The 17300-nt window shown below is 54.2% G+C and carries 9 protein-coding genes; 5 read left to right on the forward strand and 4 right to left on the reverse strand.

Going from position 1 to position 17300, the window contains the following annotated elements; translation table 11 throughout:
• Nucleotides 1–28 precede the first annotated feature (28 nt).
• The 3 genes from AABZ39_01215 to AABZ39_01225 are packed head-to-tail and all read left to right on the forward strand — an operon-like array spanning nt 29 to nt 3821.
• A complete protein-coding gene (locus AABZ39_01215) occupies nt 29–925 on the forward strand; it encodes a class II fructose-bisphosphate aldolase (GenBank protein MEK6793365.1) in 897 nt (298 codons plus the stop codon).
• A complete protein-coding gene (locus tag AABZ39_01220) occupies nt 922–2334 on the forward strand; it encodes a hypothetical protein (GenBank protein MEK6793366.1) in 1413 nt (470 codons plus the stop codon). The genes AABZ39_01215 and AABZ39_01220 overlap by 4 nt, the downstream gene beginning before the upstream one ends.
• The gene (locus AABZ39_01225) at nt 2334–3821 is read left to right on the forward strand and encodes an FGGY-family carbohydrate kinase (protein MEK6793367.1); all 1488 of its coding nucleotides are present in this window, start codon (nt 2334–2336) and stop codon (nt 3819–3821) included. The genes AABZ39_01220 and AABZ39_01225 overlap by 1 nt, the downstream gene beginning before the upstream one ends.
• Here AABZ39_01225 and AABZ39_01230 read toward each other — a convergent pair.
• The 3 genes from AABZ39_01230 to AABZ39_01240 all read right to left on the reverse strand — a co-directional run bounded on the left by AABZ39_01230 (nt 3816) and on the right by AABZ39_01240 (nt 12145).
• Nucleotides 3816–4946, reverse strand: a complete 1131-nt coding sequence (locus AABZ39_01230; GenBank protein MEK6793368.1) for a uroporphyrinogen decarboxylase family protein — start codon at nt 4944–4946, stop codon at nt 3816–3818. The two genes, AABZ39_01225 and AABZ39_01230, sit on opposite strands and share 6 nt — an antisense overlap.
• A 95-nt stretch (nt 4947–5041) precedes the next feature.
• On the reverse strand, nt 5042–7366 hold the full coding sequence (locus AABZ39_01235) for a hypothetical protein (protein ID MEK6793369.1): 2325 nt from the start codon (nt 7364–7366) through the stop codon (nt 5042–5044).
• A gap of 573 nt (nt 7367–7939) precedes the next feature.
• Nucleotides 7940–12145, reverse strand: coding sequence for a LamG-like jellyroll fold domain-containing protein (locus AABZ39_01240; GenBank protein MEK6793370.1), 4206 nt, complete (start codon nt 12143–12145; stop codon nt 7940–7942).
• Nucleotides 12146–12445: 300 nt separating this feature from the next.
• On the opposite strand from AABZ39_01240, the gene AABZ39_01245 reads away from it, so the two are divergent.
• The gene (locus AABZ39_01245; GenBank protein ID MEK6793371.1) at nt 12446–12631 is read left to right on the forward strand and encodes a hypothetical protein; all 186 of its coding nucleotides are present in this window, start codon (nt 12446–12448) and stop codon (nt 12629–12631) included.
• A 297-nt stretch (nt 12632–12928) separates the two neighbouring features.
• Nucleotides 12929–17098 carry a LamG-like jellyroll fold domain-containing protein gene (locus AABZ39_01250; protein MEK6793372.1) on the forward strand — a complete coding sequence of 1390 codons (4170 nt, stop codon included), beginning with the start codon at nt 12929–12931 and terminating at the stop codon, nt 17096–17098.
• A gap of 5 nt (nt 17099–17103) precedes the next feature.
• On the opposite strand, the gene AABZ39_01255 is transcribed toward AABZ39_01250, so the two are convergent.
• A partial coding sequence (locus AABZ39_01255; protein MEK6793373.1) for a hypothetical protein occupies nt 17104–17300 on the reverse strand: 197 nt, incomplete at its 5' end.

Consider the following 17300-nt stretch of genomic DNA (forward strand, 5'->3'; position numbering starts at 1 on the left):
ATCAGTGTAGAAAAAAGCGGAGGATGTGATGACCAGCGCAAAAAAAATCATTGATAAAGCCTATGCGACGCATACGGCGATACCGGCGTTCAATATACCGTATCTGCCGATGATGGAAGCAGTTGCGGCTGCCGTACGAGACTCAAAGGCATGTGCATTCATCACCGTGGCGCGGCTTGAGTGGATGAAATTCAAGGCACACGGCATGCGCGAGATCAAACGCGAATATGACCGCATTGCCGACAGGAACACAACGCGGCTTCACCTTGATCACATCCCGGTCATCGATGAGGACGGTATGCGCGTGGACTATGAGGCGGTGATATCCGAAGCGCTTGCACTCGGTTACGATTCCGTCATGGTGGACGGATCGCGGCTTTCCTTCGATGAGAATATACGCGCGACAAAAAATATCGTCACACTCGCTCACGCACATGGCATTCCCGTCGAGGCGGAGCTCGGGGCCGTGTTCGGTCACGAGAAGGGTCCCGCCCCCGATTATGACGCGCTTTTTGCGAGCGGCAGGGGATTCACCGATCCGGCAGAGGCGAAGCGGTTCGCAGCAGAGACCAATGTCGACTGGCTCTCGGTGGCAGTGGGCAATGTGCACGGAGCCATCTCTGATGCGACAAGAGACCAGAAGAAGATAGCAGCGCGGCTTTCCCACGAACGTCTCGCGCTGCTGCGGGATGCGACGGGGATACCGCTCGTGCTCCACGGCGGGAGCGGCATATCCAGGGATGATATTGATAAAGGGATAGCGAACGGTATTGCGAAAATAAATATCGCGACCGCGATACGACAGCCGTATGAAGCGGCGATCAAGCGCTCGGCAAAAGCCGCGTATGATGCGGTGTATCAGGCGACATGCGACGTACTTACGGAACTGCATGCGGTCAATACGTGTGAAGGAGCATTACCATGAATACACGATCACGCTTCGCGCTCTATTTCGGCAATCGCGGATTCTTTCCTGAAAGGCTTATCGCTGCAGCGCGGAGCGAGACCGAACAGGCATTGAAACGGCTCGGGCATGACAGCATCACGATGGATGCGACTGCTACGCGCTTCGGTGCTGTTGAAACGGCTGATGAGGGCCGTGCCTATGCACGTTTCCTTGAGGAGCATCGGGGAAAATTCGACGGCGTCATCATCGTGCTGCCGAATTTCGGCGATGAGCGCGGCGCGGTGGAAGCGGTGCGCGATGCGCGCGTTCCGATACTTGTCATCGCCTACCCCGACGAGATAGCGCACATGGATTTTCAGTCACGTCGTGATGCGTTCTGCGGGAAATTTTCCGTCATGGACATGTTCTATCAGTACCGCATACCGTACACATCGTTCATGCCGCATACGGTACATCCGCTGAGCGACGAATTCGCACGCGAGATACGCATATTCGACGGCGTGTGCCGCGTCGTCAACGGGATGAGGCGTATGACGGTGGGCGCGATCGGTGCGCGCACGACGGCGTTCAAGACCGTGCGCTGGGACGAAAGCGCGATGGAAACATACGGGATATCGACCGAGGCGCTCGACCTTTCCGATATATTCCTGCGTATGAAAAGCGCGGACACGGGGAGCAAGCGATTCGAAGAGCGGCGAACGCATCTTCTTTCCTATGCGAATATGAGCGCCGTTCCGCCGCATGCCATTGAGCAGTTCACGCGATTGAGCCTCGTGCTCGATGACGTGAAAAAGGAATATCATCTCGATGCCATGGCGATACGATGCTGGATGGAAATGCAAAAGGAACTGGGCATAGCCCCCTGCGTCCTCATCGGCGAGATGAACGATCGCGGCATACCGACGGCCTGCGAGGTGGACATCGGCAATGCGGTGGCCATGCATGCGCTGACGCTTGCGTCCACAACGCCTGCAAGCTGCCTCGATTGGAACAATAATTACGGCGATGACGAAGGGAGATGCATACTCTTCCACTGCGGTCCCGTTCCCCGCGAGCTCATGACGGACAAGGGTACGGTCGTCGATCATCCGATGTTCGCAAAGGCGCTCGGCGCGGGGAAGGGTTACGGCCCGAACATAGGACGCATCCGCGAAACACCGTTCACTTTTCTCAGTACAAAAACAGAGAATGGAAAGCTTCTCTACTATCTTGGCGAAGGTGAATTCACCGGTGATGTCATACCGAAGGAATTCTTCGGCTGCGGCGGTGTGGCAAAGATCCCGGACTTGCAGCGCGTTCTTTTTACGATAGGCAGAAAAGGATATCGTCACCATGTGAGCGTGACGGCTGGGACGGTTTGTGCATCAGTCGAAGAGGCGTTCTCTAACTATCTAAAGTACGACAGAACAACGCTGGACGGACGATAATGAGCCTCCTTGGCATTGACATCGGCACTACCGGCGTCAAAGCCGTGGTCATCGGTGAAAGCGGAGGATCTGTTTTCACCGGATATCGTGAATACAGAACAGTGCATCCATCGCCCGGATATGCTGAGTTGGACGCACCGGCGGTGTGGATCATCATCAAGGAGTGCATTGCGGAAGCGGCATCGAGAGCACAGCATGATCCTATACGGGCGATATCGACGAGCTCGCTCGGTGAAGCAGTGGTACCGGTAACACGCGACAGAAGGATAGTCGGACGGAGCATCCTCGGAGCGGACAGCCGCGGCGGCGAATATGTTGAACGGATACGCGAATGCATGGGTGTGCGCGAACGATATGAGATAAATCCGAACATCATCGGAGCGAATTATACGCTGCCGAAACTCATGTGGCTTAAGGAGCATGCACGCGCGGAATATGAACGTGCCGATCTTTATCTGCTATGGGCGGACGCTGTCGGCTTTCTTCTCGGTGCGGAGCCGTATGCGTCGAATTCGCTTGCGAATCGGACGCTTCTTTTCGATATACGGAAGAACGATTGGTCGGATGAACTTTGCACGCGTTCGGGGATTGCACGTGATCGCTTTGGGAAAATAATTGCCGGCGGAGAAACGGCAGGCACCGTCGACAGAGGAATAGCGCGGGAACTTGGATTGAACGATAATGTAACTATAATCGCCGGCGGTCATGATCAATGCTGCAATGCGCTCGGCGCAGGTTCCATCACGCCGAACACGATATCATGCGGCATGGGGACCTATGAGTGTATAACACCGGTATTCACCATGCCGAAAGACATGGACAGCATGCGTAAGCGTAATCTCAACATCGAGCACCATGTCGTTGACGGGCTTTACGTGAGCTTCATCTACAATCAGGCGGGGCTTCTTGTAAAATGGTTCCGTGATACGTTCGCGGCGGGTGACGCAGAGCGCTATGGGGCATCGATATATGAAAAGCTTAACGAGGAAGTTCCTCAAGCACCGACCGATCTGTTCACGCTGCCGTATTTCGAGATGTCGGGGGCTCCGGGTTTTGTTACTGATGCGAAGGGGGCCATCATCGGATTGCGTGCATCAACGACGCGCGGGGAGATATTACGATCGATAATGGAATCATCAACGTATTATTTTGCCGAAGTACTTGACGATATGCGGCATTCCGGCATGGAGCTCACCCGTGCGGTGGCGACCGGCGGGGGGAGCAGATCGGATGCATGGATGCAGATACATGCGGACGTGCTCGGTATTCCATTTGTGCGTCCGCGTATCACCGAAGCAAGCGCTCTCGGTGCGGCTATTCTTGCCGGCATGGGGAGCGGTGTGTTCGCATCGGCGAAAGAAGCGGTTGCCGCCGCGGTGTCGATGGAAAAGGAATTCCTGCCGAACAATGAAATTGGCCGATGCTATCGTGAGCGGGTGAAACGGTATACATCGCTTCTGCCTATGGTGCGCGATTTCCTTTCATAACCATCCGGTCCTTTCCGCCAGGAGTTTTGTGTGCAGAACGAAATTCTGCCACGATACGTCCGACGGCACGCCGTGATCGCAGCCGGGGATGAATCCGCCGCTCTTTATGACCGGGGTGATCCGGTCTATCTCCGCTTTGAGCACATCCCCGCCCTTCGCCATCGCACGCTTGTCCACGCCGCCGCGGTATGCCATGTTCTTCCCGAATCGCTTCCTGAAAGCGACGATGTCATTTCCCGCGGCCACTTCGATGGGATCGCAGGCGTTTATCCCTGCTTCTATCCAAAGCGGTATGAGTTCACCGATGAACCCGTCCGAGTCGCAGGCGTAAATAGGTATGCCGTGTGCGCGTATCACCTCGCCCCAGCGTTTCCACACCGGCATGAGGAATCGCTTTGTCATCGCAGGCGAAATCATGGAATATGATTTGTACGCCATGTCCTCGGAAATATGAACGCTGTCGGGGATCACATGGGCGAAGGCGCGTTCCATGAGCGATACGATGTATTCCTGCCAGAAGTGAAGCATCTCATCCACGAAGTCCTCGTCATCGGCCATCATGACGCAGAGGTTCTCGAATCCGAGCCATTCACGAAGCTGCCAGAACGGGCCGGAAAACCCGAACTGCAGGAAATGCTCGCGGTGTGCGAGTTTCGCCGCACGCGCCGCGGCATCGAGAGGCAAGCGCGCGGGATCGTTCGCATCGTAGCGTTTTTTCATCGATTCCCAGTCCGCACGGTTCTCAACGGGACACTTAATCCATCGGCGCGTGACGAAGTCGATGGGGTTACGCAGATATTCCACGGCGAATTCCCTGCTTATCTCGCAGATATTTCCCTTCCAATCCTGAACGATATGGGAATCCTCTTTTACCTCGAGAACTTTTTCTTCGAATTGCGGCATCATCCGCTCTGTGACCGGGAATGCGGTATACTCGGCGTGTCCCCACTCCGCTTTACCGCCTGCCAGTTCGTATGCATATCGTGTCGTATCCGTTACGGCAGCAGGCAGGCCCTGGGTAAGCCACTTTTCCCGTGTTGATTTCCTCCCGCCGCCGGGTGTAAGCGGGATGCGGTCGGGCGTGCCGAACGTGAGCGTTTCAATGAAGCGTTCTCGGTCTGTCATAGCGGTATCCTCCGAAGCGTATGCATGAAAGATACAGCCGTACCGGTCGGCGGGCGTTCAAAAAATAAACGACCAGTGTATAAAAAATTGATGCGCTACCGGTACATCCCCAGATGCGGACATTCCCTGATGACATCCGTATAGAATTTCGTGGTCTTGAATTTCGTGTTAAGCGTGCCGATCACGGCGGCGTCCTCCCGCGATACGGCATCACGCTTCGTATCGGAGTGGAGATAGAGCCCGTGCGCAATGATGACGTTCGCGCATGCCCGTGCTGCCGATTCAGCATCCTTCGAACCCATTGCTTTTGCATAATAGCGAGACGCTTTCTTGAAATTATCGATCTCCTTCTCGTAGGTGTCCAGCGAACGTTTCATGCGCTCGGTCACGGCGGGTATGCCGAGGGGGAATTGTTCATGTATCTTTGCGTAGAAACGCGAGGGGGATGACGGTGTGAATCCGTCGTACTGTACGCCCAGCTCCGGCCGTGATGCGGTGCCTGCGTATGTTCCGACATCAGCATTGAGGAAGAGCGAGAACCAGATATTGCCGAGTGCGAGCGTCGGATCGCCCTTTAGCTGCACCGGGGCGAAGAGCTTTCCTTTGCCTCCCTCGGAGAGGGATTGAACGTACTGCAGTGTCTTCACCAGTTCGGTGAACGTCGTTTTTTTTATGGCGCATGCCGCGATGTATCTGTCGTGCGAGGGGATATGCGTGGCGTTGTTCTTTATCGGCGGGGAATCGAGTGAATACTGCACCGGCGTTTTTTTATTAAATGACGATGAAAGACGTTCAAAATGCCTAAGCGCTTGCGTAAGGTCCTCTTTGCGAAGCGATTTCATGCCGCGTGCACAGATGATATCGTCCGCAGAGAGAGGGGTCTTCGAGAAAATGAAACTGTCAAGTGTAGCGCCGGTCGGGCGTTTCGCGAGAAGCCCTTCGAGCACGAAGAGATCGGCATCCTCGGAGACGCAGTCGATGAGATACGCTGCTGTCGTCCCTGATACTATGGAAAATGCCGCCGCTGCGCGCGCGATATCGTTCGCAGCGAGAAAGCGTTGTGCCGTGAGTGTAATGAGCGAGTCGCGGATGCGGGGGTTGCTGCCGGACATCCGCTCTGCCCAGCGAATATCGTCCAGAAGTCTTTTTTGGGCATCCGCGGCGAACGTCCGCTGATTTTTCGCGAGCGCGAGCATGGTGCCCACGCAGTGCATCTGGTCCGCAACAGCGGCTGACGGCTTTTTTACCGATGATGCCTGTGTGAGATGCTTTTCCGCATCGTTCAATTTCCCTGCGAGGAGGGATAGATATGACGCTGCGGCATACCAGAGCGCGCCCTGACGAATATCCGTACGTGCACCTGCCTCCGAGCACAGGGCGATGAGCGCATCATAATCGCTTTTTGGTGTCCCGCCGCCGGTGAATTGATGCCGGTCGAGGCCCCACATCTCATGCTCGATCGTCTGTATCATGCGGACGAGGACTATCTCGGGTTTGCTCCCGCTTGGATTGGTATCGAGCACGGAAGCGAGTGTTTCGCGCGAATAGTCGCGCTTCTGCAGGAATGACCAGACGAATGCGGCCGTTGTCTGCTTGTGCTTGCTCGGCTCCTTGGAACCATACGCATCGAATTCGATCTTCGTGGTCATAAGGTACATCGACTGCAGTGTCTGCGCCATGAGCGGCGGACATTGATCGAATATCTCGAGATAGTGGGTGAGCGCGCCGACGCGGTCGCCCTTCTTGTAGAGCGCCCGTGCCTTGTAACCGAGCGCTTGATATCCGATGAGGGTATTGCCGCGACGTTTCGCGACAAGATCGGTGTAATATTGTATCGCATCGTCATACTGTTCGGAAAGAACGGCGAAGCGCACCGCCTGAAAACCGTAGCGAAGCGCAAGGAATTCATTCTTAACGGATGAAGCCGATGCAACGGCACGCGATGCGAAGTCCTTGAACAGGGAGGTATACTTGCTCTTTTCCTCCATTGTGAACGGCTGCCATGACTGCATGCGCCGTTCCTGATACGAAGTAAGCGTCTTATTCACTTCGTTCATATACGAGATGTACTCGCTCATCGCATCATCGGCCTTCGCAATGCGCGTGAAGATCGAGTAGTTCGTGACCGCGGCCATGATGTCGGCGAGCTGCGGCGAGGATCTATATGCTGACTTGAAGTAAGTCTTCCAGTCGGAGAAAGTCGCATCATCACGGATGCGCGGCGGGTCGGTGAAGTAGGATATCGCGTCGACGGAATTCGGATAGAAGTTCCTGAACAGGGGGTCGCCGACGATGGATTGATCGAAGAAGGAATTCATCTGTTCGGGAAGCTCGCCGTCATCCACCCAGGCGCAGGGGACAAGGGGTGCGAGCAGAACGGCAGAAACGATGAAAATGCGGACGAATAGGGAACGTATCATGGTATCACCTCATCGGTATGTCTTGGTGATAATACCGCACAGTGCTGCAAAACACAACTGAAACAATATGCAGCGGGTAAGAATATTTATGTTACTCGAATAAAAAAAATCGATATCTTTTCCATGACGGTTCTGTGCTATGACGAGAACACCACCCCTCGGCATTTATTGCGTTGTCCAGGAGAAAGCGCATATGCCGCTCCCCTCTCTCACAGGGATCGGCGCAAATCGGCCTCCGTGCCTCGCGCCGACTGCAACATCGTGTTGCACGAATGAGGGGAGAACATGTCGGTATGCAGAAATATATTAGGCTGAATTTTAATATTTACTGTGTTCAATACTTTATGTGCAGGCTCAAGGGGTATATCGTCAGAGCAGGCGGGAAATAAAATATCGGTGAATTCGGGCGAAATGACAGTGCGCGATGGGGTGGGCGGGGTATTATCACGGATAGACGGGGGCAGGCGATGCTACACCGCTGAAACGAGGTTGGATTTGACAGGAATTCGGCGGGTGGTATACAGGACCGAGTAGGAGGAGGCGATGGTGGCGAATGAAAACTCCTTTCCCTCGCTATGGCAGCGCAATTTCAAAAAAGGTAGTAGGGCCACAAGCCAGTCGAGCGGTGTCGACCTCAAGACGCAGTTTGCCATCCGTTTGAGTCAGCGGCAAAACCACCACCCTTTCTCCAGTCGCTCCCAGCGCCCATGCGCGCATTTTCTCGGATTGCTCATGTTCGAGTGCAAAGGCCAGACGGCCAGTACGCAACAGCACAGGGTTGCCCCCACCCTTAAGCTGCTGCACGCAGTCGTCGGAATCATACGTTGCCCCGGTATTCTGGCTGTCCGTGAGGTAGAAGACCAGGAGACGATGGCTTCGGGGGATTGGTACGCGGTCGAGCGAGACGATGGCCACCCCGGCGCGCACGGTGGAGCCCTCGAACATCACAGGACCCAATTTTTGTTTTTGGCCGGCCTCAGCGTTGAAGCCGATGCACTGCGGTGCCTGGACCGTGAGCAGGTTTTCGCGGGCACTTAAATAGATCTCTCCGGTATCGCTCTCGAAACGGCCTTCCTTGGGCCGGGTGCGGTTGTCCCGGTTGAGGATGCCGGCACGTTTCAAGTTTTCCGTGAACGCATCAGCGTCGAACTCACGGCCCGTGTTTTCAAGCGCGGTCGACGCGAGCATGGTCGAGAGGACTTCCGAGCCACCCGCCAAGGGGATCAGCGCGCGAACAGCCGTTTTCCGAGTCGCCCAGGGGCTGCCTGGAAGACCCTCAAAGGCGATTCCGAAGCGGGCGACGAGGGAGAGGTTGGCTTGCTGCGTGTTGATGGCAGAACCGCTTAGCGCGGCCTGCTCCAGCAGGTCTTTCTCTTGCACCTGGAGGCAGAGCAGGTTGGTTGATTGGCTCACGGCGCGGTTGGCGAAAATGAACCCGGTCAACAGTTCGGCCGCCCGGGCTACGGGATCGGGACCGATCACATAGGCATGGGGGATCCCGACACGCGAACGGTAAACCGGGTCGCAATGGGCGATCATCATATCGTAATCCTGGAGTGCAAAGAGGGCGCCGGCCGCCAACCCCTCCTCATAATGGTAACGGTTCCACCAACCGTGTTTGTATTCGGTGACTAGGAATGGGCGATCCACCAGCCGCGTCGCTGCGATCGACGTCAGGTAGTCGAGTTTCGAGCGCAGGGAGCTGCCCTGCTGCATCCGGCGGTCCATGGGAACGCCGTAATAGCCATGCTGGGAGACCACATCTCCCAAGGTGCGCAGGGGTGCATAATGCAGGTTCTTGCGTACGTCATAGACGGCCGACAAAACGCCCCGGTAGCCGAGCCCGCGCAGCGTTCGGGCGTACCACTGCGACATTTCGGTCTCCACCGCGAGCAGGAAGCGAGTCATCAACAGTCCGCGGGGATTCTTCTCGGACAGCATTTTCATCGATGCCTCGAGATGGCCAATATCTTCGCCGGAAGCCAGCCAGCATTTGCCGGCTTCGTCAGTCAAGGCCGCACGTAAGCCGGCTTCGTCGTGGACGTTTCGCTTCAGCCAGTCCTGCCATACTTTCTGCCAATCAGGAGAAAACGCGTGGTAAGAGAGGCTGCCATCTTGTTCATTGTACGGATTGAGCACTGCCAAGACCGGATCATCGATGAGCCGGGTGCCGGTATAACGGTTGGTCCGGGTTAGGAAATTCCTTACCCCTGTGGCCCAGATTTTCCGGCTGCCGCCTTCGTCGACGAACAGTTTGGGGCGCAGATCGGTCTTGATCGACTGCGGATTTTTGTACTCCCACGAGGGCCCCGCATTCTGCTGGTAGCCACCCCAATCCTGACAAGCATCAAGGTAGAGGTAGATGCCATTCTGTTTCAGGCGGGAGATCAGGTAATCGAGGCGATCCAACTGGATCGGGTTCATCTCGAAATCGGGGCGCGCCTCCACATCCCGGCGCAGGGTCTCCTCAATGCTGTCAATGCGTAGCAGGTTAAAACCGCGCCGACGCCATTCATCCACATAGCTGTCGATCACCCGCTTATCCAGAAAGTTCTCATTGCTGGCGCAGTAGGGAAGCAGGCGCTCTGTCGGGTAAAGCAGCTTGCTCAACCAGACCGCAGCACCGCGAAAGATGATACGCTCGCCGGGCCTATCGGTGAACTCAAATCCGCCTTTGGCTCCGAGGCGAACGCGACCCCAGCGACCCGCAGGGCCTTCTGCCACCAAGCGCGACCAATCCAGCGCGCTGCCCGGCAGGACAAAATCGTTGGTAAATTGGAAGGGTTTCCATTCTTTGTTTTCGGCAAATACGAAATTCTCTTGGCTCGGCAGGGGATAATCTTCACACGTTAGGGTTGCACCAAGCACTATCCAGATCGAAGTCTCACTGGTTTCAAAACTGATTTCGTTATAGTCAAGACCTTGGTCCTCTAAGGGGAAACGCGAGAGAAAGACACCCACGCGTGCGCTCCCATTGTCCTTTTTTTCCACCGGGGCCCCGTTTGGCAGTCCTCGCGGCGTCCACCAGTCAGAGACTTCCCGCCCCGATTGCACTTCGATGACCTTCTCATCGCGGTTGGCTCGTCTGAGGCGAATAGTCCCCACGGGCGTTCCCGACTTACTCTCATTCCAACAAGTGGTGTGCAAGAGATACAAAAACCTCGCTTTTTTTGCTTCGACGGGAACAGTCGCCACCTGAATGCCGGCCGGAAATTTTTCACTGCGAAAGGTGAGTATCGAGCGGCCTTGATTTTTGAGGGGGTTTACAATGCGAAACGGTACGCCACCAAAGTTGGAGGCTTGGAGATCAAATTCCTTAAAATCGTTTTCTGGACCCTGATCAGACCACCCCCCCTTGCCATCTCCGGCCTGCGCATCCGCAAAACCCATGTTGGCAGCATTTTCGATTGAGGCGAAAAAAACCGGGCCGCTGGGCACACTTCCCTTAGGGGGAATGCCGGTCAAAACGACATTCGACCGCGTCTCATCCTGACGCACCCATCCACTGATGGTCAAAAGTTGGTTGGTGCCCACCTTGAGGCGCTGGTGTGCGGTTACCCAAGTCCAAACCCGCAGGCACGTTTTTCCGGAATGAGCGATCTTTTCGTCGTGCAAAAATCCGGCCTTTTCGAAATCCGCTTGGCCCCGTTGTTGTTCGAGAAATTCCCAGGCGGCTTGCTGGGGCCATTCCATGTCCCCATTGACAAAAGCGGCCCCTTCGATCTTGACGTCGTCAAAAAGCACCGGGATAAAATGCGGTCGTGATCCAGACCCTTGGGAGTAGGGGCCCATAAATCGCAGGGCGAGAATGCCCGCATCACCGGTTTGGATTTGAAACCGGAAAGGCGTCCAAGTTTTTAAGTTACAGGGAAATTCGACCGTGAGCCGCTGAGGCCTGGTTTTTTCATCGCCCCAACTCGGGTGTTCACCGCGAACGCCGCTTGCCCCCGAGACATAGGTGAGCGGCTCCTTCGTTGCGGAGGCGTCTATATCGATACGGGCCAGAACCGCGGCTTCCTCGATCGGGGCAGCACCCGATGCCGGTACGGTGAACGCTTTCCTGTCTGCGCTCATGACCGATGCGATCTCGTTCTCGGGAAGCGCGGATGCATAGATGCGCACACTGTCGATATACCCTTTGAACGCACGTATGCCGCCCGCATTCCCTATCTCGATGACCCCGCCGCCGAACACTGCATTGTCAGGCATTGCACTTTCGGAAAATGTTTTGACCAAGGCCCGGCTCTTGAATTGATACGCGGTAATATTCCTGTTCTTCGCATCGCATACGACTGCGATTATTGCGGGCGTCTCGGCGGCGACGGGAATGCCAGTGCTGTGGAATTTTATCTCGTTCTTCGAATTGCCCACCGCAAGGACTATCGCTCCGCTCTGCGCATATATCTGCAGCAGCGGAGAGAGCGTGACGATACGACGCGGGAGATCATCGACAACGGCGGGATATATCGCCGCAATGACGGTGACCGTCGATGCACCTGCGAGTGCGCCTGCAGGAAAAAGCACTGCCCCGCCGTGCGGCACGGTTTTATCCTCAATGCCGCCGCGCGTGGAGCACATGTCGAGACAGCCGTTCATCATGCCTTCGCCGAAGCGCGCTTCTTCGCCGGCAGCGGTGTTCGCGAATTTCCCTTCGCCGCCGAACGAGCCGGTGTTCTTCAATGATCCGTCAAAAAGGAATTCGAGCGCGGGTTTCGTTTGCGCATGCAGCGAACATGCAAAGATTATGGAAGTGAAAAGCACCGCTGCCCGTATGCTCATGGCCGATCTCCCGCCGAAAGAATTCCTTCAGTATACTACGGAAACGCGGTGAGGTACAATGTATGAATTGGAAAACATCAGGAGAAAACGGAACGGTCTTGCGGGGAGCTGCTCTGTCAATAGCTTCCCGCTTCGATCGCATGCAATTTCCTACCCGTTTAAAACGGTAGGCACTCGGAAACCGGCGGCAGATTTCATCACGACGGTCAAATTCCTTGAGACGGTGGTGGCGCTGCGCGGGGCAAAACCATTTATACCCAAGGGGGTTTACCGGTTCAAAACACACGAGGAGGCTCAGTCGTGGTCCGAACGGATGATGACCCGCCCGAGAAAGAAAGCCGGCCCCTGGAGCTGAGCGATATCCTGCGCCTTGCACGTGCGCTCAATGAGCGCGGAGCTAAGTATGTCATCGTGGGTGGTATTGCGGTCATCCAACAGGGATTCACGGTGAAACAATACCATTCGCCAATGCAGAACTGCTCTTAAAAATGAAGCAGGGCGTGAGAGAAAAAGACATTGATGGGAAATGGCACGGGGAATTGCCGCGGGAAATAAAATATCGCTGAAAATCGGTGAACACGCGTGCAAGAGGTAACACAAGCTGCTAGGATCGAATTCGCGGAGTTCACGAAGATGTGAGCACACGTACTACTACGCTAAAAGGCATCGTTAACACAAATTTGGTTTCCATAGCGTACTGACTTTTTCCGTTTTGTCGCATTGACAGTCTCTCGCACCTGTCCTATACTACTGCAGAACACATTGTTCGTTACGGGGTATACCATGTCACGAGTGATCATCCTCCTCATAACAATTGCGGCATCACTTTCGGCAGAGCGTATTGTGTACTTTGGCTTAGATGAGCAACGTGGCGAATCCGTTGTCAGTGACACTATCACCGGAGCGATTAAAAACGCCCAGTGGGTTACGGGAAAGAAAAATGGAGCGCTTTCGTTCAATGGTATCGATGCGCATGTGGCACTATTACTGCCGCGCGAATATGTATCGATTACCATGGCCGCATGGGTTAAGCCCGTCTCCGTTCCGACGAAATTACCCATGAGCGCTGTTGGGCGACCCGGGTTCCATCAGGCGCTTGAGTACTGGCCGAATAAAAAATTTGCCTTCAGTGTCTTCGATAAGGATAATAAACAATATGTGCTCTATTCCGATGAGTATGAGCCGAATGAATGGCATCACCTTGCCGGCACCTATGATGAGGCAACACGCACCGCATGTTTTTACATTGACGGCGCACTGGGGGGAACAAAGACACTCCCCACTGCAATGCGTGTGTACCCGAAGAATTTTTACATTGGTTGTGGAAATGCGGCAAGTAAAAGCTATGCATATTATTTTCACGGCATCGTTGATGAGATAGAAGTGCACGATAGTGCGTTGAGCACGGATAGCATTCGCGGACTGTATACCGCAACGGGAGGAAGCAGCACTGTTTCATCATCAGCCGACATGAGTACCGGCATTGTCGGGCACTGGAAATTCGATGAGCTCGTAGGCGGTGTGGCGAAGGATGAATCGAGGTTCGGCCATGACGGACCGATATCGAGTACGTCAATACGGGTTCAGGGAAAATCGGGGGGCGCACTTTCATTCAACGGTTCGAACGCACTGGTATATACAAAAATCAAACCGAAACTTACCAGCTATACTTTCTCCGCCTGGGCAAAGCCGGCGCTGCATATGAAGCACGGTTCGATCTGCGGACGACCGGGATTTCATAATGATATTGGCTATAACAAGGAGAAGCGATTTTATTTTGAAACATTCAACACGGCAAATCAGGGTTTTGCCGTTTCATCACCGAATCAGTATGAGCCGGGGGAATGGCATCATGTAGGCGGTGTGTTCGATGCATCGGCAAAAAAGATAGCGCTCTATGTCGACGGGGAGAAGGTGGGGGAAAAACCGTTTGTCGGGGATGAGTTTCGCTACGGGGATGAAATCATGATCGCTGCAGCGAATCCTGCCAGTTACGCGTATGGCTATTGGTACACCGGTGTGATCGATGAGGTGATCATCTATTCGCGGGCATTGACAAAAGACGATATTACAGCGCTCTATCAAAAGCATAAGGAATCGATCGGTCCTGCACACGAAACGCATTACGGGTTTGTGGGGAAGGCAAATCAACCGGCTTGGTTTGAGCGCCCCATTGAAGTGGTGCCGCCGGTTACTCCGGCGCTGATCGCACAGGTGGAGCGGATGACACCGGTAAGCGCACGAATTGGACAGCTCGCGAACGGATTGCCAACGCTTGAATTAAATGGCAAGACTGCCCCCTTTATGGGCGGGGATGTGTGGGACACTCAGCCGTTTGAGTATATGCATCTTGGCTCCTATTTCGAGTCTGGCATGCAGATTATCAATCTGATGGTTAATTGTGCCCGCAACACGCCAAAACTTAACGGTTCTGTCAATCCTGATAAGTTGATGATGCCCTATTGGATAGGAAAACAGACCTACGATCCTTCATCGCTTGAAAAATATCTCTGGCGGCCATTGCAATCGAATCCACATGCAAAAATCCTCTTCTGGCTTCGCATTGACACCTACCCCGAATGGCCCGACGAAAACCCCGATGAATGCATGATGAACGGCAATGGCGAGTACGCGGTAGGGGGGTCTCACTTTGAACGGTATCAAAAGGCCTTCCCCAAATGGGAGCGCAATAAATTCGATCGTGCCGTGTGGTCGTTTCACTCAAAGGTATTCCGTGACGATGTATCACACATGCTTTCCAATTTTATCCGCGATGTCAATCGCCTGCTTCCCGGAAAAGCCGTGATGGGGTATCTTATCGGGGGCGGTGTGGATGCGCAGCTCTATCATTGGAATGCACCCAATGGACTTCTCACAAAACCGGAATTCTGGGGTGATTATAGTCCTGCCGCACGCAATGCCTGGCAGGCGTGGCTCAAAAAACGATACGGCACAAAAGAAATGCTCGCATCCGCATGGGGGGTATCTGCCGATGGGCTCTCCCTTGAACCGCCGGCAGCGGGCGATTTGCAATCAGAGAAGTTCTTTCACAATCCATTGACCGAGCGCCGCGTAATGGATTGGAAGCGATTTATCTCCGACGGGCGCTATGAAACTATCGCGCAATTCGCACAGGTGATAAAAAGTGCTTCCCCGCGTCCGACGATTGTGGGCATCTGCTCCGGGGACAGCGGCGGAAGACGCGATCTTACCACCATGGAAGAATTTCTTCGTGATAAAAATATCGATTTCTTTCTCCATCAAATTGCCTACAGTCAGCGAATCCCCCCCAATTACGGCGGCATCAATGCACATCTTGCTTCAATAGCCCGCAATGGAAAAATGTTCGTCGCCGACTGGGATTTCCCCACCTATCTGCAAAAGCCATCAACGCCAAGAACCATTGGGGCGGGAATACATCATGATTCAACCTTGCAGGGATGGGCAAAGGACATGGACACACTTCGTGCGATGTATCGTCGTGATTATGCATACCTCTGGACAGCAAATGCCGGAGCATTGTGGGATCATGTATTCGGTGAACCACATGCCTACGCAGCGCCGGAAATAATAAAGGAAATGAAATTCCTCGTTGATACATCAAGATCTATTCGTATACCATCACCGAATTCCCCCATCGCCGACCTCGCCGTCATCTTTGATGAAAAATCGGTTGACTTCCTTAACATGGGCATTGCACGGGCACATTGGGATTGGGTACGCGGGCAACAAAATGAATTAAACGCATCCGGTGTCCCCTATGGGGTGTATTACGCAGCCGACCTCAGGGAGGGAAAAGTTCCACCGGTAAAAATGTATCTTTTTCAGAATCTCATGAACATCGACGAAAAGACCGCATCGGCGATTGAAAGGCTGAAAAAAGGGGGGGCAACGCTGATATTTCTCCGTGATAATGGGTATCAGCAGGCGCTCACTTCTACCGATACACTTTCAAGAATCATGGGCATCGATGTGAAAATGATCGCCGATGCGAAAGCGCCTTCATGTACGGTGAACGAAAATCATCCCCTCATCATGTGGGGGAACACCGAGGACTCCGATGATCATTCAATACGCTGGCCGGAGCAGTGCACCGTGTTCGGACCATTCACGAAAAATGATATTCCCTCATCCACGGACATTGCTTTAATTCCTGATTCGCTAACGATTGGGGGTGCCACGAAGCAGGGGATTACTGCCGTATGCAAGGGGGCGCCAATAGATCTTCAGCGTGTGCTCGGCGGCGCACTTGCTTCAGAGCGCTCAGCCCTTGTCTATTTTGAAGTGGAAAGCACTATTGATCAGAATGTATATTTTGGTGCCGGTGCCGATTGGTGGATGCAGTGGTGGGTGAATGGCGAAGCGGCGTTTGATACCCTTGATAAGGGGAACGGCAAAACAGATTATTCGGTAAAGAATTATCAATTCAAGGTTCGCCTTAAGAAGGGTAAAAACATTGCACTCGCTCGGGTATTGAGCGGGACGGCGGGCTTTTTACTCGCGGCGGGCGGGCCTCAAGAGATTCACGCCCCGACTCGTTTTTCAGCCGTACGTGAAAAGATCAACGCCGAAGAATATACCCTTACTGTTGTCGACCCAAAGGCCACAATACTATCCTCATATGCCGAAAGCCCCCATGCCGGATTTGCCCTCAAGAATAACGCTTCCTACACTACCCTTTTCGTTGGCACGCGTGTGCTTTCGAGAAATCTTATTTCGTCGATTGCCAAGCAAGCAAATGCCTGGCGATTAACGGATCCTGAAATAGCGGTATCGGCCGCCTGCGAGGATATCATCATGATTCATCCATTATCCGCGGGGGAGATCACCATTCGTTTGAAAAAGAAGGCATCGCTTGTTGAGTGTGAGCCGGGAAAACGGACGAGTGCTTCGGCACTGACGCATACCATGGATTTGCCCGTCGGGGGCACCTATTTGTTCATGCTTCGGTAGCGTAACTACCGATCATCGGTACGAAACGGGGAGGCGGGAATGCCGGTAACAGCGGCAAGCATGCAGAACGTGAGCGCCGCTGTCCAGTGATAATCGCGTATGCTGTCCATCTTCTTCCTTATGTCATACACGGATGTGGTCGGGCCCTTTCTGTCACAGCGCATCGTCGGTACGCCATCCTTTGCATCGTAGAACTCAAAGG

The sequence above is a fragment of the Spirochaetota bacterium genome, assembly GCA_038043445.1.
Lineage (GTDB): Bacteria > Spirochaetota > Brachyspiria > Brachyspirales > JACRPF01 > JBBTBY01.